This window comes from Chryseobacterium sp. sg2396, assembly GCF_042610505.1.
Lineage (GTDB): Bacteria > Bacteroidota > Bacteroidia > Flavobacteriales > Weeksellaceae > Chryseobacterium.
Window position 1 is genome coordinate 53,323 of the sequence record NZ_JBHGAQ010000020.1, and the last position, 17,748, is coordinate 71,070.

Consider the following 17,748-nt stretch of genomic DNA (forward strand, 5'->3'; position numbering starts at 1 on the left):
GCAGGCTGATTTTATTCAATAACTAATTTTACATAGGTTTTGCCATCTTCGCCTTCCATTTCGATGTTATACACCCTTTTACCGATAACGGTTTTTAAAAACTCACGGAGATCTTCCGGATCGCCGGCAAATTCAAGACTCAGATGTTGTGATTCAATCCTGTCAGGATTGATAAAGCCGGAAATGTACAGGTTGAACCGATCCAACAGGTCTTCCAAAGGATATTGGGAATCTTCGTCTTCTTCCAGTTCCAGACTGAGCGCGGTGACATATGTGTTTTCTTCCGTATTTCTGTAAATGTAATGATCTATGGATTCATACCCAGAAGTATCGTATTTTTCAAGAGTGACAGATCTGATATTTTTCATTTTAAGATATTTAATTTAACGAAAGAACAAGAATAGGATAGGAATTCAAATACAATTTACTTTCAAAATAAAAGCAAGATCATTTGATATTTAAGATCAGCAGTATTAATAATCAGCATCCAGCTTCCTTCTTCCAGCCTTATATCAATAAAAATTTTCCAGTTCCAGTTTTTTGATCCGGGCAACAATAGCTCCTCTGGTTCTTCCGAGGTGGTCGGCGATTTCCTTAATCGGGCAGCCTTCGCTGAACATTCCGGCCAGTTCATCATCTTCATCCTGGGTCCAGGGCTTGTAGGCTCCTTCGTGGGTCGTCCGGATCTGTTCTACGGAATAGGTTTTCTCTTTTTTATTTCTATTCTTTTCAGCACCGGCAAAAGTATTTTTCTTCGGTAGCTCTTCATCTTCATTTTTCACTTTTACAACATGAATGTGCGGTGATTCTGAATTAAAGGTATCCGGCAGCAACGTTTCAGGAATGAAAAGATCGGTTTTGGCCCTCGTTACGGCAACGTACAGCAGATTGATCTCTTCGTTGAGCTTAGGAATGCTCAGTTCAAAATTCTGGCGGTCTTCCTTTAGTTTATCCAGCCTTTTTTCGGAGATAAAATCATTTACCAATTCAACGGAATCGTATTCCATGCCTTTGCAGCGGTGAACGGTAGAGAAAATCATGTCTGCTTCCTCTTTGTTGTTGTTCCCGACATGTCTTTTCTTGATGGTGTTGATGATTTCCGGGACTTCGTTTTCGTATTCTTTAATAATTTCGACCATCAGGGAAAGCTGCACGTCTTCCGTCTTTTCGATATAATCTTCCAGCTCGGCAAGGTCTTTCATGGAACGGATCAGTTCATCCTTGATGAGATGGCGTTTGTTGCTGTACAGATTCAATACATCATAAAGCGATGCACCGTCATCGGCGTAGGTATAGGAACTGATATTCCCTTCAAAATAAATCTGTCTGGATCTTTTGTTTTCCGTTACGTATTCGATGGCTTTGAGCAGCAGCCCGAGATTGGTTCTCGCCAGGGTTGCTCTTGTTTTTATTTCTTTGCTGTCGCCTGCTCCTGTGATGGAAACAGAGGTTTTAAAGTTTTCATCAAGATGGCTTTTCAGTTCCAGTATTTCCGAAGCCAACCCGGCAATATCCTGCCCGAACCGGAAGCTGGTGGACAGATGATGGGTCGTAAAGTCTGCTTTCTCCAGGGAATTCACGGCGTACCGCCAGCTGTAGATCTGCTGATGGGTATCGCCGACGATTACTTTTACGGCTTTCTGTTTAAAGAAAAGATCCAGCATCGCCGGGGAAGCATCCTGGCCTTCATCAAAGAGGATATAATCATAACCGAGTTCCGGATTCAGCAGCTGGAATTTCTTCAGGTAAAAGTCGTGGGTCACCTCGATTTCCCCTTTGTCCATCTTGCTCAGCAACAGTCTGGTCTGGGCAATGATGTAATCGTAGAATGTTGAAACGAATGCTCTGGCTTTCGGGTCGGTAACGGTATCCAGGTAATTCAGGTCCTGGACCTTCCGTTGGTCGCTGTTGCAGAAATAAGCGATGCATTTGTTGATGTGATTGGCGACAATATATTCGGCGTGTTTTTCTCCATTGCCTTGTAGGTTCAGAAGTGCGGCAATCTCATGGGTTTTGTAGCCTTGTGCCCGTACTTTGTAATTGTGCTTAAAAACAATATGCCGGAAAGCCAGCGAATGGGCGGTTTCCACCTTTACCTGCTGAAGTCCTTTATCGGCAAATTTTTTGGCTGCTTCGATCCGCACCGCTTTGTTGAATACCAGATAGAGGATTCTGCTTCCGGCCGGGCGTGTCGCGGCATACTCGATAACGGTGGTGGTTTTTCCCGATCCGGCGACGGCATTGATCTTGATATTTCCGGAAGAGTTGATAATGTCCTGCTGCTCCTGTGTAAATTTCATCGGTTGTGTGTTTTGTTGTTTATTCCATAAATTCTTCATTGATAAAGTTATATCCGTTGGCCATCAGCATTTTCAGGTATTCTTCAAAACTATCGGCGATGACCGTAAATTCATCCGGGTCGTGGACAAACCGGACAATCTGGCCTTTTGTTCCTTTTTCCGACGGACTGAAATCGATGAACAGCTGAGAGGTTCCGCCGTTGTTCATACAGTCTGAAAAATGAAGCCAATTCAGGCTCTTTGCAGTACCCGTAATTTTTTCATCAATGTCTACTCCTTCATATTTTCCTTCGATATAATCGGCGTAATATCTGAATGCCAGATCATGATTTTCAATAATTTCACCGGAAGACAGCAGGTAATAAGGATATTCTTCCATATCGGAACCAAGAAAGTAGAATGCTATTTTCTCTCCCTCATATTCCTTCCAGTAGGTACCGTCCACATATTTCAGAAGATCGATCAGTGCATCCGGAATTTCAGGATAAAGCTCTTTCAACTTTTGAATGTTTTCTTCGGCAATGCCATGTTTTATCNCGTCCACATATTTCAGAAGATCGATCAGTGCATCCGGAATTTCAGGATAAAGCTCTTTCAACTTTTGAATGTTTTCTTCGGCAATGCCATGTTTTATCTTTTCAAAATATTCCCAGCTCTCTTTTCCCTGGTTTTCGTAATACGCTTTTTTCAGTCCGGCAATATACTGTTCTGCGATAGGATTCATTTTTTTATTTTAAATGTACGGAATTCTTTTCTGGTGAGTTTTAAAATATCTTTTTACGTAGCCCGGTGAAAAGAATTATTTTGTAAGTTGTATAAATTCAGGATCGTTAAAAAGATTCTGTAGCTCCGGGAAGCTGCGGGCATCTTCTTTCAGGGCAGGTTCCAGCTCAAAAGTTGTCTTTAATAATTCGATACATTCGGCTGTTTTTCCCTGGCTGTTTTTCATGATGGCCATCTGGTAATAGTTCCAGGAGAACGGCTGTACTGTATTGAGTTGGCCATACAGCTGTATGGCTTCGTCATATTTCCCGATTCCTTTTAAATAAAGGCCTTTGTTGTACTTAAGCTGATACTTTGCTTCCTCACCCGATTCATTTTCTATGATGTCAAACTGCTTCAGCGCCTCTTCTTCAGGGAGCATATACATGGTATCTACCATGAGCTGAATGGTGACGTGTTCTGAATAATATTTTTTAAACAGTTCCCTTACAGACCTTACGGCATCCTCGATACGGTTTTCGTTCTGATAAAACTGAATAATAAATATCAGCGCATTGCGATTCTGGGGATCATTTGCCAGGACATCTTTTATATTCAGTATAAATTTATGTTCATCGATTTTACCTTCCTGAAAGAGTTCGAACACAAAGTCTACCTTATTTTCCAGAATCTGTGGATGTGCAGGCTCTAGTTCCAGCGCTTTATTGGTAAAGAATAATGCCTTTTCGGTGTCATTCTTCAGCCCGTAAAGTTTTCCTTTATTGGCATAGGCTAGCGTTGCATTTTCATCCAGTTCTATAGCTTTGTCGAAGAGCTCCAGTGCATTGTCAAGATCGCCTCTGTCCATCTGGTACGCCCCATATCCGATATAACGGTCGATCTGGTCCTGGTCCGTATTTCCTTTTGTGTGCTCAGGATTGGGCGTAATTTTTATTTCTGAAATAAATCCGCTGTCCAGATCCGCCTGAAAATCATTGACCATTTGTGTGTTTTTTTCCTGTAATGCCACGATGATTTCTTCCGACTGCTTTCTGCTCAGCCCTTCTTTGAACAGTTCATGCCGAACCACCTCATACCGGTGATTGTTCTGAAAATATAACTGCTGTGCATGATCCAGGATTTTTGTCCGATAGGCTTCGCTGTTGAAAAGATTTTTATCTATTCCCTGATCCTGGGGAGATGAGGTCTTCAGTTTCTCACCGGAAATTTCCTTTACTTTTTCAAGGATAACGTTTATCTGCTCATCATTCAACCCTGCCTTTTTCATTTCATAAACCGCAATATTCGGATTCATGTCATTTTCTTTCAGCTTCCATAAGACCAGCGCGCAGATTTGGTTCTGAAACTCTACCGAGATGAATTTTGAATTTTCGATGCCTGTATTTTCCTGTTTTTTCTTTTTGAAAAAATCGAATAGTCCCATTGGTTTTTAAGTTTTATTTAAAAAAAATTACGGTAATCGCTTGGTGAAGTTTACCTGAATTCTATGTGATGAAGAATGAATCATAGTTTTAAGTGAAAAGTAAATGAAGTTTAACTAAGGTTTTAGCTTTCCTTTTCAAATCGGAAACCCTGCGATTGCAGATACTCATCGAGATCGACCTCGAAAGGAAGATAGAATCCGTTGTCCAGATCATAGACCAGGCTGCTTGAGTCCGAAGCTTCCAGGAAGCCCAGGATTTTTGAACGGGTCTGCTCTTTCGCTTTTTTCCAGCACTGCCTCAGGAATTCATGCTCCAGTCCGGACTGGTTTTCCCAGTAGTTGGAAAGGTCGGGAAGGCCGTTTCTGTCCGTGCGGGAGTCGTATGAAAAATCATTTTCGTCCAATACTTTTTTGCAAAGCTCCTGCAGATCCAGGTAAGTGTACTCTGCGAATCCATGCTCTTTCAGATGAAGTTCTGCGATATGTACGGTTTTGTCTGGTGCATAATAGGCGTAATTCGGCATGGCGAAAAGGAAGCTTAAAGGGCTGGCTGCGTAATAATACAGGCCGATAACCTCGATCTTCAGGCCGTCTTCCCTGAATTTTTCTGGATTGTTTAACACGGATACCAAAAAATCGATGACGGTCTGTTCCCTCGGAAATAGAATGTTTTCCTGGAAGGCTTGATCCATTTTCGCCTCTAAATTCTTCATTGTCGATTCGTTTTTAAAACTCTAAAAATAGGAAAAGGCTTCGGAAATACGGCATGCAGATTTAGATTATAGTTGATTTTGTTTTAGAGCATGTTTTTAACATTAAGAAATTAAGGTATTTTTAGTTTTAAAAACCAACTTATTGGCTGTAGTTTTATTTATTTAATTTATTGAAATTGAAATTCAAGCAAAAAGATTGCGTGGTGAAAAAGTTAAGAATAAACAAAGTTTGTTTAAATTCAGAAAATTAAGAGGAAAAGAGATGATGGAAATTCTCTGAATTTAAATTTAAACAAACTCTTAAAATGATTTCCTATCCAGATCGGTGATCAGTAATGCATTGTCCTTCCGTAGCTTTTCGATTACCTTTTCCGTTTCGGTGGGAGCCGGATTCTGTTCCAGCTGTTTAAATTCATTGGTGGTAAGGCCTACGAGCTGTAAGAAGGAAACTTCCCCGTGTGGCGTATCTATTTTTCCGAGTTCGGGATCAAGGGTAAAGGACAATGCAGTGATGTCGGTGTTATACCCGATCCGGATCGGGCCGTTGGCGGGAATCAGGTGGTATTCTTCAAACCATTTCCCGGACTGGAAAACGTACCGCGCCAGATTCTGAAGAAGATTGCATACCCAATGGATGTTGTCGTCTTCCTTTTCCATCTTCAGCCGGAAAGTCAGCTCAAACCCAAATTTACTGAATTCCCCACCTACACTTTTTTCATTGTAATAGAGTTCGGAAAATCCGTAGGTTACAAAGTGGAAATGTTTTTCCTGCTTTTCGCTTTTATAGACACTGATGCCATCCAGCGGGTCGTTACCGCCTGTCACATAATGGAGTGGTGGTGCAAAATGGAGCGGTTCCTGATCCGGGTAAATCTTTTCCAGTTCCTGATCAATGCATTCCCAGCCGACGGCATCGTCTTCGGTAAATTGTTTTCTGTATTCTTCGGTGTTCATTGGTGTGGATTTTTGAAGAATTAAGATACAGAAAATTTGGAGTTACCTGGTATTTAATTTATCAATTTCATCAATTGCGTCGGGCTTTAGCCCGATGTGTAAATCATAATTTCAAATTGGCTTTAGCCGAAATGTACTGTAGGTTTCGGCTAAAGCCACTCATTATCCGGCATAGGGTAAATGGGCTAAAGCCCATTTCTATTGATATTTGAATGTTATACTTACATTAAACACACTTTAAATATCAACTTTATTAATGATAAACCGCTCATATTCGAGCGGCTGTATTTTATCATGCCGTAAAATGGAAAGGAATCATTGCCTGGTTCAGGATTAATCTTTACCGATCGTATATTTTTACTTCATTCTATTGAGTTCGGTGGCGCTGTAAAGTCCTCCGATGGCTTCGAAAACCTCATCCTGATCTTTTTTATCGGACCATCCTTTTCCGGCAAGTTCTTTTCTTATTTCCTCCTCCGATTTATTTTTAAACGCATGGTAACAGGCAAAATCCACGACTTCGGCAGGTATTCTTTCAAGGACATATTTCGTAAGCACCATTATTATTTTAAGATAAGTGAAAAGGCCGGTTAATCCCAACTGAATAATCCAGCTGATGATCCAGCCGATCCAGCCCAGATTGACTTTATTTACCGTAAACCCCTGAGAAAACCGAATCTTTAAAAAGCTCAGAAATCCGATTCTTTCCAGATTGTTCTCACGAAGAATTATTTCATACTGAAAATACTGGCTCGAGGCATAAATCAGTATGATCATTGCGGCTAATACGTACTGAAGCTTTCTAAAATCGGTATAATTTGAAAATTTTATTAAATATTTCATGGCAAACCCAATTGCGGTTGCTACAAGAAATTCAAACAAGATGATGAGGTACACTCCTTTTACGGAAAGATATGCTAGGGTAAATCCCAGAATAAGTGAAACGAATAAACCGCCGATTAAGGGAATCGTAAGATCGGGAGTTTTTGTCTGAGCTGGTTTTGGCAGAGTATCCGGAATGATGTAGTCGTCCCAGTTGTTCTTTCTTTCCGCCTCTTTTTCCAATTCCTGCAGTGCTTCCTGATCGAACGTTTTTAAAGTTTCCTGGTACGCGTAGATAAATAACTTTACTCTTTTCGAGTTTTTGCCGGCATCCCAGATCTCGTTCCCCAAAGATTCGCTTTTTACAGCAATGTTGCCTTCTTTGTATGTTGCGGTAACGATTTCCGTCCAGCGTTCATTCATCCAGCCGGCTTCCTTGCGTTTTGCTTCGATAGTAAAGTCGTCTTTATAAACGACGTCCCACCCAAGTTTTTCAAATGCTTTTTCCGCAACTGCAATAAAAATGATCTCATTAACCGATGTCTTAAATTCTTCTTTGTATTTTGGCGAAAAGCTGATCCGGTGCTTTCTGGGAATTGTTTCTTCGTAATTTTTGAAATTTTTGTCCATTGATGATCTGAAAATGGTTGATCAGTTTGATTTTACCTGCAAATGTAATAAAATAGGGGTTTTATGAAGAAAGATATTGTGAAATAATCATGGACTAATTTTGTCTATCTTTCCATTTAATGTTGAATAAACGAGATATTTGCGCCAGTGAAAGAAAGCATCAATATTTTGTTCTAAATTTTCTTTTCCCGAACATAAAAGAAATTCCCAGTACTAAAATTCCGAGCAGAATGCACAGAATAATCGTTAAGTTTCTATTTTCTGTTTTCAGGTCTTCGTATCTGGACTCAGCCAGGTCGGCTTTTCGTTTTAGTTTTTTAATATAAATATCCGGCTTGTTTGTTTCCAATTCAAAGTCTTCTATAAAAGGCTTTACAACGGCATATTCATCCTGAATCAGATATTCTTTCTCCAAATCCTGTAAAATTTTCAGTTCGTCTTTCGTAACGTTTTTCAGAGGTCTGGTATAGGTGCAGAATTCAGAGTAGAGTAGGCCGGTATCGGGTTCAATATAACCGAAAATCAGATATTCGATATTTTTTTCATAAAACAGATCGCATGACCTGAGCGGGGATGAAAAAAGGACAGCCTCTCTTTTGTAAAATTCTCCGTAAGCCTCCGACTTGTAAATTTTCCCGATCTGTATTTTGCTGAGGTAATCATGTGAGGTCTTGAACCCCGAAGGAATCTGAACAATATCATTCACTTTTCCGGTAAACACAAAATCTGCATGTTTAAAGGATTCCTGAATGCTCATGTTCTCGCATTTGCATCCGGATAATTTTGCTGCAATCAGAAATGATAGGATAAGAAATTTTATTTTCATGGGTGTTTCAGAGGGATGCGTAAGGGCATACGGTTACATTTTCTTTTTCATCAAAGGCAACTGCATCACATCGATTTTCCCTTTCTTATTGGGATAATACAATGATTTTCCATCGAGAATAAAAAATTCGTCCCGGATGTTGTCTTCATATGCGGCGATATCTTCGATTTCAAACTCGAAGACATTGGAATCATTATTAGCCTTATTGAAAATAAGGTAGTTGCTGAGATTGTGGGTCCTGAAACCGAGCTGTGAAAAATCTTTTTTGGAAACACTTACGGAATTTTCCTTATTAAGGATATTTTGCCTATCTATATACGGAGCCCTGCCGCTGCTTTTTACATAAGGCGACTTCAGGATATTGATATAATTTGCTTTTTTATCAAAATAAACGGTTGCCATTTTGAAGCCGTTGCTTACCGTATTTCCGGAATCATCCTTTTTCGGAATGTAGCTGATCTTAATGGTAATGGAATCCGAATTGTTTCTGGATTCTTTCATTTTTACTTTGGCAAATTCTTTCCTGAGGTCGGGATTTAGCAGAACCTTGTTTCCGGAAAGCTTCCAATGGCCCTCATATATTTTTCCATAATAGTTGTAGATGAAAGTGGAGTCCGGTTTCAATTCAATATAACTTGCTGCCGGGTTGAGTCTGTTGAGAAGTCCTTCACCATATATTCCTGCAATGTCTTTTGTTTGAGAATGAAAAACAGAAGCCATTAATAGTAAAGCAACTGAAAGAATGGTTTTCATGATTTTAACTGATGTTTAAAAAGGTAAAAATAAATAAAATATCATGGTTTTCTGCCAAAATACATTCCAAATAACACTTACAGCCATCATAGAGGCTGTCCGTTCAGATCCGTCGTCAGCACTTCGCTCATATAATCAAAGAAAGGGCGCATGGCAAGAAAGGTGAGGACTGCTTCTTTCGCAAAATCATCCGAAAAAACTTCCTGGTCGGTAAATGGCCGCATGACCACGTACTGCTTTTTCCGGATGAGATTAATGGCGGGATGGTTCTTATCGAAACCTCTGGGTGCTGTTTTCACGGCGTCGCCTTTTATTTCTTGAAAATAGTTGATAAAAGTCTGGTCTGAACTGATCTTATCAATTTCCGCGGTGCTGATTTCAAATTCTTTACGGATGCGGAGCAGGTCTTTGGCATCCGGTCCCCAGAATCCACCGCCCACAAAGCTGTTGCCGGATTCCAGATGGATGTAATAGCCTCCTCTCAGCATCGGTTTCAGGCGGGAATACCCGGCTCCGAAATGGGTTTTGTACGGTGTCTGGTCCTTGGAAAAACGGACATCCCGGTAAATCCGGTATATATGGATGCCGTTTACCCGATCATGCTGTTGAAGTTCAGCATAAATCTGATCGAAAAGCACTTTGTTTTCTTTTACTACTGCATCATATTCCGTTTTGTGGGCGGCAAACCATTGGCGGGTGTTGTTTCTTTCGAGCTGTTTGAGGAATTCAAAGGCTTTTTTCATCTTGATGATTTTTAACAAAATTAAATATTTTACGAACAAATTACTATCCATGAAATCAGATCAGATGGCGAGCACTGAAAGACGGGTGTTCTAACTTCCAATAAACCCGTCAGGTTTCTATTGCAGTATATACTCACAACAGCGTCGGACTTTAATCCAATGAGATTAAAACGGTTTACCAATAGGTTTCAGCTAAAATTAGGGTAAGTTTCCACTAAAGCCGGATCATTAGGCATTACAGGGTAAATGGGCTTCCTTCGACAGGCTCAGGATGACAATGCCATTTTTTTCTATTGATGTGATATTCATTAGTTCAAATTTCTAAAATTGAATTTACCTGATCTTCAATTTCTTTCTTTTCTAAAATCTTTTCATCATACCTTATCTCATACTTTGTTTTTTTCCAGAAGGGGAAAAAGATCAGGCCTGAACTTCCGATGTCGACAAGTGTAGCATCGGGATATTCAATTTCTACCGTTGTCTTAAATACTGTATTTCCTTTTAGGTAGTTGGCTGTTCTGATTCTGTTGGTCAATAAATCGAAAGCCTGGACGATTCCGTCTTCTAAATTTCCGAATTCTTCACTGAAATGCGTGTGATGGGAACCGTAGCCCACTACCAATTCCCCAAAAGTCGTTGAAACCCAGAATTCTGAATTTTTAAGGGCCAAAGATTCGGTTCCGTCTTCGTCTTTTGAATACTCAACCCTATCTCCTAATTTTTCAATAAGGACCTTTTTGATTTCTTCAAATTTCTTTTGGTTACGGTTCATGTTTTAATTGAGGTTGAAGTTCGGGTTTAAGATTTAAAAGGTTTCGGTAAGTTGCATTAGCAAGAAGCTTTCACTATTTCGTATCAAACCTGATTCTCTTAATCCATCTTTTTGAATCGGTATGGATTTTATCCCGTCCGTGCAGCATTAAATCGTTTCTGAATAAGATCAGGTCACCCTTTTCCAGCTTAATTTCGAAGGAAAGGCTTTTGAAGAGCTTATCGAGTTTATTTAATTCATCAATTTCTATTGCCTCAAGTCTGGAAAAAGATTCCATCGTAATCCGGTCGTAGCAGAGGGCATAGTTTCCGTCTTCAAACGATAAAATACTTTTCTGCTGGCTTCCGAATTTCCATTTTTTACCCAGCATTTTCAGCTTTTCGTCTTCGGTAAGGTGCTTCAAAAGGCTGCTCAACAGCATAAAGGTATTGGTACCCTGACCTTTTTCATCCGGCTCCACGCACAATAGGCCTATCGTATTGGGAATGGTATCGAAATCGGCACAATCAGTATGTAGTGGAAAGGCTAAATTGGAATTGGCAATAGAGGTGAAAAAATTATTATGGCGGACAATGGTTACGTCAAAAACCGATTTTCCGTTTTTATTCCGTCTTTCGTTTAACGCGGTTCCCAACCGGCTGATGAATAATTGCAGTTCTTCGTCGGACAGAGGGAAATTTTTTATAACCAGCGGATATCCCTGCTGCAGGTCTTCTTTGATGGTAGCCTCATTGGGATGTTCTCCCCACTGATAACTAATTAACAAGCCTGGTTCTTCCATCGATTACGATAATCATTGCTCCGTCCTGCCCATGCTTAGGAAAATTACTAATTTTTTCTTCCATATCGGTGATAATAAGGTAGTCATCATATTCGCCTTTTTCAATGACATAATAAGTACAGGCTATTTTTTCGATAAAATCTTCCCACTTTAGTTCTACATTGGCGGGAATATTCGTCTGTTCATGGATTTTATCGATCAGTTGCCCGATTGAGGATGAATTTTCATCGATATCGACTTCAATCATTTTCGGAAATTCGTCGTGTTCAATGGATAATTCCGGTTTTAATTCGATTTTCATTTTAAGAAGATTAATTTTTAGGCAGCTAAACTAAGAAAAATCAGCTTAAAGTAAGAAGGGGAATGAAAAATAAAATGATATGAAGGAGATCTACATTTATATTAAAATACAGGTGAAATCTTGCGGATTGAAAATTTATAGAGCCGGTAAAAGATGCTGAGGTTAGTTTTGGAGTGAAGGACAAGAGCTTGGAAACTCTCGCCAATAGGAAAATACAACAGCGGATCCAGGGGCACGGAACGATCTATACATCTCGGTTTGATGCGAAATAGAATGTTCATTAAATCTCTTTATCCGTCATTGAGCCAGGAGCCTATTGCCTTTTTCAATTTGCTTATTAACCGGTTATTATTGCTTTTTCCGTCTGCCCCATGCAATGAAAGCAGCGACCAGGAAGATAAAGATATTGACACCGATATTTTTTCCTTCACCTCTTGAAATGTGGAAAATGCTTGCAACGACCATTAAGGCAATAATTCCGTAAGCCGTAAGAACAGTGAGTTTAGGTTGAATACGAAGTAATGTAGGCAAAACAATTCCTAATCCGCCTAATAAATCAAAAATTCCTGTGGTGAGAACAAGGCTGGGGTTTTCTTTGATCCAGGGAAACGGCAAATCTCCGGGGTTCGCTATTTTCATAAAGCCCACCCAGATAAAGGTAAGCGCTAAAAGATCCTGGGCAACCCACAGGATGATGTTTAATGGTTTTGATGTTTTTTGTTCTGTTGTCATAAATTGATCTTCTTTGATTTTGTAAAATTAATTACCTTTGCTTTCCAAATGATATTACTTCCTGTTTGGAAAGCACTATCCAAACGGAAAGTATATAAACTATAAAAGCGATGTTGTCCAAAGCCGGTTGCCCCAAAACAATGCTGTCCATCAAAGATGCTGTGGAAGCGATTGAAGGAAGATGGAAAGTCCTGATTCTGTTTGCATTGTCCGAAAAGCCGAAGCGCTTTAAGGAGATCTCTAAAGAAGTCAGCGGAATTACCGATAAAACCCTGTCCAAAGAATTGAAAAGCCTGGAAACCAACAAGCTGATCCGGAGGAAAGTGTATGATACGTTTCCGCCTAAAGTTGAGTATTCCATTACGCCACACGGTCTGTCGCTTGAAAAGGTGCTGGACGAGCTGCATTTCTGGGGGCTGTTGCACCGTCAGGAAGTCATTGGTAAATAGTTTCAGACGTTGTCGTTTGGTTTTTCTGCGGTCGGTTCACGACCGGATTATAACGGTTTGCGCCACTTGCAGGAAACCAAATGCAGTTTTCAGATGGCGTTATTTCGCAACGGTGATTGTCAGTTTGTTTTTATTTTGTTTGATGTGTACGTTTTTTCCTTTTTCAAAACCGAGCTTTTCAAGCCATTTCCCTTTGAGCCGTATTTCGGAGACCGTTATCATTCGGTTACTGCTTTTCTGATCGGTGGTGTTGATTTTAAGTGTTCTGGAATTTATCGTTTGTCGTATAATTGTATGACAAATATAGGGAAGACTTTCAAATTGTCAATCTTTTATATGACAAATTTGTCAGCGAATAAGCTGACATTTGGTTCATGACCAGAGACAAGCTGAAAATTGAATTAGGGAAACGCATTATCATGCTTCGCGGAAAGAAAGGCTGGAGCCAGTCTGATCTTGCCCGCGCCTGCAACAAAGACCGCCAGGCCATTGAAAAACTGGAAAACGGCAAAGTAAATCCTACGCTTTATACATTGCTGGAACTGGCCAACGCTTTGGAGGTTTCTTTACCGGAGCTGGTGGATCTGAGGTGATGTTTTGCTTCAAATTTCAAAATGAGTACGAGCCTGGAAACTCATGCCGGAAGAAGCCATTAACGGATACCTTCAGCGGAAAGTGTTCTCTCGCTGATATCCGCAGCCTGAAGGCTGTTAAGGGCCGATTTGTTGGAAGACGTCGTACTTCCGCCGATGATGTATAATTTATCGTTATAGATTTCCGCAGCGGCATGTCGTCTGGGAATCATATTGGAGGATAACTGGTGCAGTGTATTGGTCTCCGTATCGAAATAGGCCAGGAAAGCCTGATTATTGCTTCCTCCTGCAATAAAAATCTTATGACCGGATACCGCCAATGAATGACCCGATATTGCCAAAGGCATTTTATATTGCTCCGTCCAGAGATTTTTGTTGAGATCGTAAACATTGACCAGCCGGGAAGGCGTACCGTTGAAACCACCGATGATATACAGCTTATCCTTTATAATCTTGCCCCTTGTTTCCCTGGCTGTGGGCATATCGGGTAGGGGATGCCAGGTATCGGAAGCAATGTCATAGTATTGGAACCTGTTGGAAAATACAGTGGTGGCAGCATTATTCAGCCCGCTGCCGCCGAACACATATATTTTTCCGTTGTGGAGGGCAGAACCTGCATTTCCCGTATAAGCACGGTTCACCGCTCCTTTTGTGACCTTATTGGTTTCAAGGTCCAGGATTTCAAGGTGGCTGTTTCCCCAGCCGTTGAAAATATAGATTTCATGACCATCCGTCTCGGAATTACCGAATCTTCTGGGAAGCAACTTAGCATTGACGACACTCCAGCGGTTATTTTTAATGCTGTATTTCTCGATAAAAGTGGCATTGCCGTCATTGTCCCTATACCCGTTACTCACATAAATATTATCATCTGCAACAGCACTGCTAGTCCCTCCTCTGCGAACGGATAGATCCGACAGATGCTTAAAATTCAGGGTTTGCGCATTCGTAAAGAACAAGCCGGAAATGAAGAGGAGGAATGCTGTTTTTTTCAATGGCGGTAAGGTTTTGTTGAATTGATTTTTAAAGATAGGGAAAAAATAAGGAGTGTAAATTGCTGATGTTGGGTTTGTCGCGTGCTTTACGTAGAATAGTATTTCTGCTGAATATGGACAAGATGTCCGTTGAAGTATGGGAACTAGTCTGGAAACCTGCGCCGGCGTTAAAAGACTAGTTCTTGATCCGAAATAAAAGCAGTTCGTTTTCAGACAATAACTTACAGTCAAAATCAATCTCTTTCCAGATCTTCATTAATTTTTCCCGGGCAACAATGTTATCTGATACAACAACAATATGTTCTTCAAATTTCCATTGCGGTTTGCGAATTAAATCAAACTCCTTATCAATTCTTCTGGCTCCGGTAAGGATAGATAGATAATCTACGTCTTCAGAATTTACATATTTCCTGCGAAGAATATTCGCTTTGATTTTTTCGATCAGTGAATGGGTATAGTCCGGATTTTCTTCACCGTTTTCAAACAGGCTCATCAGGTAGTCATGATCGTTCATACGTTCTTTTCCTTCGTCAGTTTCGAAAAGCTTACAAATTTCTTCACTGAACCATTCCCTGGAACCCATTACCCGATACTCTTTTGTCTTCTTATCGTACACTACTGGTCCGGACCCGATAATCCATCCTCTTTCGTCATCGGGATCATATTCTTTGTGCGTCCAAAAATAGATCACCAGATCTTCGGTATCAAAATATCTGGAGATTTTAAAATCCGGGCTTATTTCTTTTTCGATAATCTGCTGAGCATAATCTGGATCGATCATAAATATTGATTTAGCTAACCTTCAATGATACTGAAAAATATTCTGTTGAAAATCAGAGGTGTGACGTTTGCACCAACATATTGGTTTTGGAACAACTGAACAGAAGAATATCCGAAAGCACCACCAGAAAACCCCGGATCACGGTTTCTGCAGGTATAGCTCCAGCTTCGCCATCATTTCGTCTTTCTCTTTCAGCATTCTTTCGTACAGGGCAATTTTTTCTTCGTGAAGTTGCAGTACTTTATCTATAGGATGGAACGAAGGATTATAATTGATTCCATTAAGTATGGAACCATTGTCAAAAGTATTGGAAATAATATTGACCGCCTGTTCGTCATCCATGTTTTCAATGGCTTCCACGGGAATTTTCAGAAGCTGCGCTATTTTTTCTAAAATATCCTGTTCCACGGTTTGTTTCTGTTCCAACAAAGAAACCTTCTTCTGGTTCCAGTCTTCTCCCAGATCGAAAGCCAGCGCTTCCTGCTTGATGCCCAGCATTTCCCGGAACCGCTTGATGTTCCTGCCCTGATGTATTTTCCTGTCCTGCATATTTGTGTATTTTAACAAAAACAAATATAGGTAAAAGTTTTGCGGATTGGAAGTAGAACGGGTGGGTAAATTATTCTGGGAGAATTGGCTGTTTTTGTTAATATCTTCATTCTTTTGCTAGGGTGAGAATCCCGCTCGTGCTTGACGAGAATAGTTTTTCTGTTGTGGTAAAAGGCTCATGCGTATGGAGGCACGAGCGTGACGCTCACGCCAGTGGGAAGGAACTTCGGAATGAATTATTTTCTGTTAAAGATAAAATTCTTACGAAACGTGAACTTTCCATAAAATTCGTAATTGCGAACAAAGGCTATTATAGGACATTTTTAACTATTTCCTAAAGAGCCTTCTGTTTCCGATGATGCTTCTGTAGATCCAATATCAACCTTTAAGCTTTCTAAAGACTCATTTTGGTTTTGTATTTCTCCCAATTCTGGTTCTAAACTATTAGGTTCACTTGTTTCGGCCTTTACTTTTTCGAGTTTTTCATCATCTATTTGAAGATCCAATCTTTCAACTGCTGCATCAATAAATTCTGGAGTTGGATATAGTAAAATGGATTGGTCTTCTATTGCTAAAAATTCTTCGACTAATTCTGGTCTCGCTCCAAAAATTATTTTTGAATTATTGAAGCTGATAAGTTTATACCAATCTTCCTTAGTATCAAAAGTTACAAATATAAAAGGCTTTTTTTTGATTTTTGCTTCCTTAAGAATTTGATACCAAAGAATGTAATCACCATATTTGTCTAAGCCAGGTCTTTTTTCTTTAGTTTTATAATCAATATAGCCTGGAGGAATTTTTTGTGAAAGTCTTTTCTCTCCATTTTCTATAATTAAAGATTCTTCTTCAATTGTTAGTGGATCTCCAATATTATCTCCAATGATTGATGCTATTTTTTCTTTAATCGGATTCTCAATAATTAAATTCCTTAATTTATTCTTTTGTGTATTTAATTCTGTCTCAAAGATTTTATTAAACTTACCAAGTTCTTCTTGTAAATCTTGTGTGAGGAAAGGATGCTCCCGCTGTTTTTTGATTCTGTCACAGAAACTTTTTAATTCTTTTATAGAAGAAGTATAATGTTCTACTTGTTCTTTAATTCTATCTTCAAGACCCCTATGATATTCTAAGCCGACCCAATTGGGAATCCAAATATTATCTTTAATTTTTTCAAAGATTGTAAATAAGATTTCGACAGTATCGTTAGAATATCTGTAAAAATCGAAGAGAACATTCGTGTCGAAAATAAAAATGGCATTATCCCAAATCTTTTTTAAATCATCAGGTAGTGGTTTGTAATAACCTTTAAATTTATTTTTCATATCAGATTATTTTGAAAGATTATTTTGGAGCCATTCACTTGTACACATAGCTTTTGACCATGCGGCTTCTCCTGCTGATTTGACCACAAATAATCTGCTTTCTTTTTCGATCACGGCGAGCAATTTGTCTCGTACTGATGAAGCTTTTTCATCAGTTACAATAGCCCAAGTAGACTCAGTTATTTTAGCCCAAGTCCCGTAAGATTGTATTGCTGTATGTAGAGAACTGTAATTAGATCCAGTTTTCAAATCATATGTTATAATATAACAACTCATTTTTATTTTATTTTTTGCTAAGATACTTTTTTCTTTGATATTTTTTTATGTTCTCAAAAATGTCCTTTAACTTATATGTGCACGCAATAAATTTTTGTAAAATAGACTAATAATCAAATAGATAGATAATTTTTTTTACTTTATTAAGTTCAAAGATAATTAATTAAACATTTTTGCTTTACATTATAATTTAAAAAAACCGCCCTATAAATAGAGCGGTTATTATATAAATGTTCTCAGCGACACGCCATTACATCATTCCCAGTATTCCGCCACCCATTGGCATGGCTGGTTCGTCTTTTTTCACTTC

At 39.4% G+C, this 17,748-nt stretch carries 22 protein-coding genes; 2 read left to right on the forward strand and 20 right to left on the reverse strand.

Annotation, left to right across the window (positions count from 1 at the left end):
* Nucleotides 1-11: 11 nt before the first annotated feature.
* From ACED20_RS18200 to ACED20_RS18265, 14 genes are all read right to left on the reverse strand, one after another.
* Nucleotides 12-368, reverse strand: coding sequence for a hypothetical protein (locus tag ACED20_RS18200; RefSeq protein WP_294198018.1), 357 nt, complete (start codon nt 366-368; stop codon nt 12-14).
* Between the two features lie 144 nt (nt 369-512).
* Complete coding sequence (locus tag ACED20_RS18205; protein WP_294239560.1) at nt 513-2,300, reverse strand: UvrD-helicase domain-containing protein; 1,788 nt, start codon at nt 2,298-2,300, stop codon at nt 513-515.
* Nucleotides 2,301-2,319: 19 nt separating this feature from the next.
* Nucleotides 2,320-3,024: an SMI1/KNR4 family protein gene (locus ACED20_RS18210; RefSeq protein WP_378106174.1), complete on the reverse strand. Its 705-nt coding sequence runs from the start codon at nt 3,022-3,024 to the stop codon at nt 2,320-2,322.
* Between the two features lie 75 nt (nt 3,025-3,099).
* Nucleotides 3,100-4,446: a TPR end-of-group domain-containing protein gene (locus ACED20_RS18215; RefSeq protein WP_345766541.1), complete on the reverse strand. Its 1,347-nt coding sequence runs from the start codon at nt 4,444-4,446 to the stop codon at nt 3,100-3,102.
* Between the two features lie 122 nt (nt 4,447-4,568).
* Nucleotides 4,569-5,159, reverse strand: coding sequence for a hypothetical protein (locus tag ACED20_RS18220; RefSeq protein WP_294226752.1), 591 nt, complete (start codon nt 5,157-5,159; stop codon nt 4,569-4,571).
* 300 nt (nt 5,160-5,459) lie between these two features.
* A complete protein-coding gene (locus tag ACED20_RS18225; RefSeq protein WP_294239570.1) occupies nt 5,460-6,113 on the reverse strand; it encodes a suppressor of fused domain protein in 654 nt (217 codons plus the stop codon).
* Nucleotides 6,114-6,470: 357 nt separating this feature from the next.
* The gene (locus ACED20_RS18230; RefSeq protein ID WP_294239573.1) at nt 6,471-7,565 is read right to left on the reverse strand and encodes a hypothetical protein; all 1,095 of its coding nucleotides are present in this window, start codon (nt 7,563-7,565) and stop codon (nt 6,471-6,473) included.
* Nucleotides 7,566-7,725: 160 nt separating this feature from the next.
* The gene (locus ACED20_RS18235) at nt 7,726-8,391 is read right to left on the reverse strand and encodes a hypothetical protein (RefSeq protein WP_294232235.1); all 666 of its coding nucleotides are present in this window, start codon (nt 8,389-8,391) and stop codon (nt 7,726-7,728) included.
* Between the two features lie 33 nt (nt 8,392-8,424).
* Nucleotides 8,425-9,144: a hypothetical protein gene (locus ACED20_RS18240; RefSeq protein ID WP_294266148.1), complete on the reverse strand. Its 720-nt coding sequence runs from the start codon at nt 9,142-9,144 to the stop codon at nt 8,425-8,427.
* 86 nt (nt 9,145-9,230) lie between these two features.
* Nucleotides 9,231-9,887 (reverse strand): DUF2461 domain-containing protein, encoded by a 657-nt coding sequence (locus ACED20_RS18245; protein ID WP_294313308.1) that lies wholly within the window; start codon nt 9,885-9,887, stop codon nt 9,231-9,233.
* Nucleotides 9,888-10,200: 313 nt separating this feature from the next.
* Nucleotides 10,201-10,659: a hypothetical protein gene (locus tag ACED20_RS18250; RefSeq protein ID WP_378106178.1), complete on the reverse strand. Its 459-nt coding sequence runs from the start codon at nt 10,657-10,659 to the stop codon at nt 10,201-10,203.
* A 73-nt stretch (nt 10,660-10,732) separates the two neighbouring features.
* Nucleotides 10,733-11,440 (reverse strand): TauD/TfdA family dioxygenase, encoded by a 708-nt coding sequence (locus tag ACED20_RS18255; RefSeq protein ID WP_378106180.1) that lies wholly within the window; start codon nt 11,438-11,440, stop codon nt 10,733-10,735.
* Nucleotides 11,415-11,741, reverse strand: coding sequence for a hypothetical protein (locus ACED20_RS18260; protein WP_378106182.1), 327 nt, complete (start codon nt 11,739-11,741; stop codon nt 11,415-11,417). Before ACED20_RS18260 ends, ACED20_RS18255 begins: the two co-directional genes overlap by 26 nt.
* A gap of 348 nt (nt 11,742-12,089) precedes the next feature.
* Nucleotides 12,090-12,473: a DoxX family protein gene (locus tag ACED20_RS18265; protein ID WP_378106184.1), complete on the reverse strand. Its 384-nt coding sequence runs from the start codon at nt 12,471-12,473 to the stop codon at nt 12,090-12,092.
* A 110-nt stretch (nt 12,474-12,583) separates the two neighbouring features.
* On the opposite strand from ACED20_RS18265, the gene ACED20_RS18270 reads away from it, so the two are divergent.
* Nucleotides 12,584-12,922 carry a winged helix-turn-helix transcriptional regulator gene (locus ACED20_RS18270; RefSeq protein WP_378106186.1) on the forward strand — a complete coding sequence of 113 codons (339 nt, stop codon included), beginning with the start codon at nt 12,584-12,586 and terminating at the stop codon, nt 12,920-12,922.
* A gap of 99 nt (nt 12,923-13,021) precedes the next feature.
* Here ACED20_RS18270 and ACED20_RS18275 read toward each other — a convergent pair whose 3' ends face one another.
* Nucleotides 13,022-13,225 carry a SymE family type I addiction module toxin gene (locus ACED20_RS18275; RefSeq protein ID WP_365989976.1) on the reverse strand — a complete coding sequence of 68 codons (204 nt, stop codon included), beginning with the start codon at nt 13,223-13,225 and terminating at the stop codon, nt 13,022-13,024.
* 71 nt (nt 13,226-13,296) lie between these two features.
* On the opposite strand from ACED20_RS18275, the gene ACED20_RS18280 reads away from it, so the two are divergent.
* A complete protein-coding gene (locus tag ACED20_RS18280) occupies nt 13,297-13,515 on the forward strand; it encodes a helix-turn-helix domain-containing protein (protein ID WP_294266157.1) in 219 nt (72 codons plus the stop codon).
* Nucleotides 13,516-13,574: 59 nt separating this feature from the next.
* On the opposite strand, the gene ACED20_RS18285 is transcribed toward ACED20_RS18280, so the two are convergent.
* The 5 genes from ACED20_RS18285 to ACED20_RS18305 form a co-directional block, all read right to left on the reverse strand.
* A complete protein-coding gene (locus tag ACED20_RS18285; protein WP_378106189.1) occupies nt 13,575-14,510 on the reverse strand; it encodes a Kelch repeat-containing protein in 936 nt (311 codons plus the stop codon).
* Between the two features lie 175 nt (nt 14,511-14,685).
* Nucleotides 14,686-15,291 (reverse strand): hypothetical protein, encoded by a 606-nt coding sequence (locus ACED20_RS18290; protein WP_294226776.1) that lies wholly within the window; start codon nt 15,289-15,291, stop codon nt 14,686-14,688.
* 138 nt (nt 15,292-15,429) lie between these two features.
* Complete coding sequence (locus tag ACED20_RS18295; protein ID WP_378106191.1) at nt 15,430-15,840, reverse strand: helix-turn-helix transcriptional regulator; 411 nt, start codon at nt 15,838-15,840, stop codon at nt 15,430-15,432.
* Nucleotides 15,841-16,163: 323 nt separating this feature from the next.
* Entirely contained in the window at nt 16,164-17,162 is a 999-nt protein-coding gene (locus ACED20_RS18300; RefSeq protein WP_378106193.1) for a PIN domain-containing protein, read from the reverse strand.
* A 6-nt stretch (nt 17,163-17,168) separates the two neighbouring features.
* The gene (locus ACED20_RS18305) at nt 17,169-17,438 is read right to left on the reverse strand and encodes a CRISPR-associated protein Cas2 (protein ID WP_378106195.1); all 270 of its coding nucleotides are present in this window, start codon (nt 17,436-17,438) and stop codon (nt 17,169-17,171) included.
* Nucleotides 17,439-17,748: the final 310 nt, after the last annotated feature.

Excerpts from the sequence above, each read along its gene's own strand:
- ACED20_RS18200 (WP_294198018.1), bottom strand. The coding sequence starts at position 368 with ATGAAAAATATCAGATCTGTCACTCTTGAAAAATACGATACTTCTGGG.
- ACED20_RS18205 (WP_294239560.1), bottom strand. The coding sequence starts at position 2,300 with ATGAAATTTACACAGGAGCAGCAGGACATTATCAACTCTTCCGGAAAT.
- ACED20_RS18215 (WP_345766541.1), bottom strand. The coding sequence starts at position 4,446 with ATGGGACTATTCGATTTTTTCAAAAAGAAAAAACAGGAAAATACAGGC.
- ACED20_RS18220 (WP_294226752.1), bottom strand. The coding sequence starts at position 5,159 with ATGAAGAATTTAGAGGCGAAAATGGATCAAGCCTTCCAGGAAAACATT.
- ACED20_RS18225 (WP_294239570.1), bottom strand. The coding sequence starts at position 6,113 with ATGAACACCGAAGAATACAGAAAACAATTTACCGAAGACGATGCCGTC.
- ACED20_RS18230 (WP_294239573.1), bottom strand. The coding sequence starts at position 7,565 with ATGGACAAAAATTTCAAAAATTACGAAGAAACAATTCCCAGAAAGCAC.
- ACED20_RS18235 (WP_294232235.1), bottom strand. The coding sequence starts at position 8,391 with ATGAAAATAAAATTTCTTATCCTATCATTTCTGATTGCAGCAAAATTA.
- ACED20_RS18240 (WP_294266148.1), bottom strand. The coding sequence starts at position 9,144 with ATGAAAACCATTCTTTCAGTTGCTTTACTATTAATGGCTTCTGTTTTT.
- ACED20_RS18245 (WP_294313308.1), bottom strand. The coding sequence starts at position 9,887 with ATGAAAAAAGCCTTTGAATTCCTCAAACAGCTCGAAAGAAACAACACC.
- ACED20_RS18250 (WP_378106178.1), bottom strand. The coding sequence starts at position 10,659 with ATGAACCGTAACCAAAAGAAATTTGAAGAAATCAAAAAGGTCCTTATT.
- ACED20_RS18255 (WP_378106180.1), bottom strand. The coding sequence starts at position 11,440 with ATGGAAGAACCAGGCTTGTTAATTAGTTATCAGTGGGGAGAACATCCC.
- ACED20_RS18260 (WP_378106182.1), bottom strand. The coding sequence starts at position 11,741 with ATGAAAATCGAATTAAAACCGGAATTATCCATTGAACACGACGAATTT.
- ACED20_RS18265 (WP_378106184.1), bottom strand. The coding sequence starts at position 12,473 with ATGACAACAGAACAAAAAACATCAAAACCATTAAACATCATCCTGTGG.
- ACED20_RS18270 (WP_378106186.1), top strand. The coding sequence starts at position 12,584 with ATGTTGTCCAAAGCCGGTTGCCCCAAAACAATGCTGTCCATCAAAGAT.
- ACED20_RS18280 (WP_294266157.1), top strand. The coding sequence starts at position 13,297 with ATGACCAGAGACAAGCTGAAAATTGAATTAGGGAAACGCATTATCATG.
- ACED20_RS18290 (WP_294226776.1), bottom strand. The coding sequence starts at position 15,291 with ATGATCGATCCAGATTATGCTCAGCAGATTATCGAAAAAGAAATAAGC.
- ACED20_RS18295 (WP_378106191.1), bottom strand. The coding sequence starts at position 15,840 with ATGCAGGACAGGAAAATACATCAGGGCAGGAACATCAAGCGGTTCCGG.
- ACED20_RS18300 (WP_378106193.1), bottom strand. The coding sequence starts at position 17,162 with ATGAAAAATAAATTTAAAGGTTATTACAAACCACTACCTGATGATTTA.
- ACED20_RS18305 (WP_378106195.1), bottom strand. The coding sequence starts at position 17,438 with ATGAGTTGTTATATTATAACATATGATTTGAAAACTGGATCTAATTAC.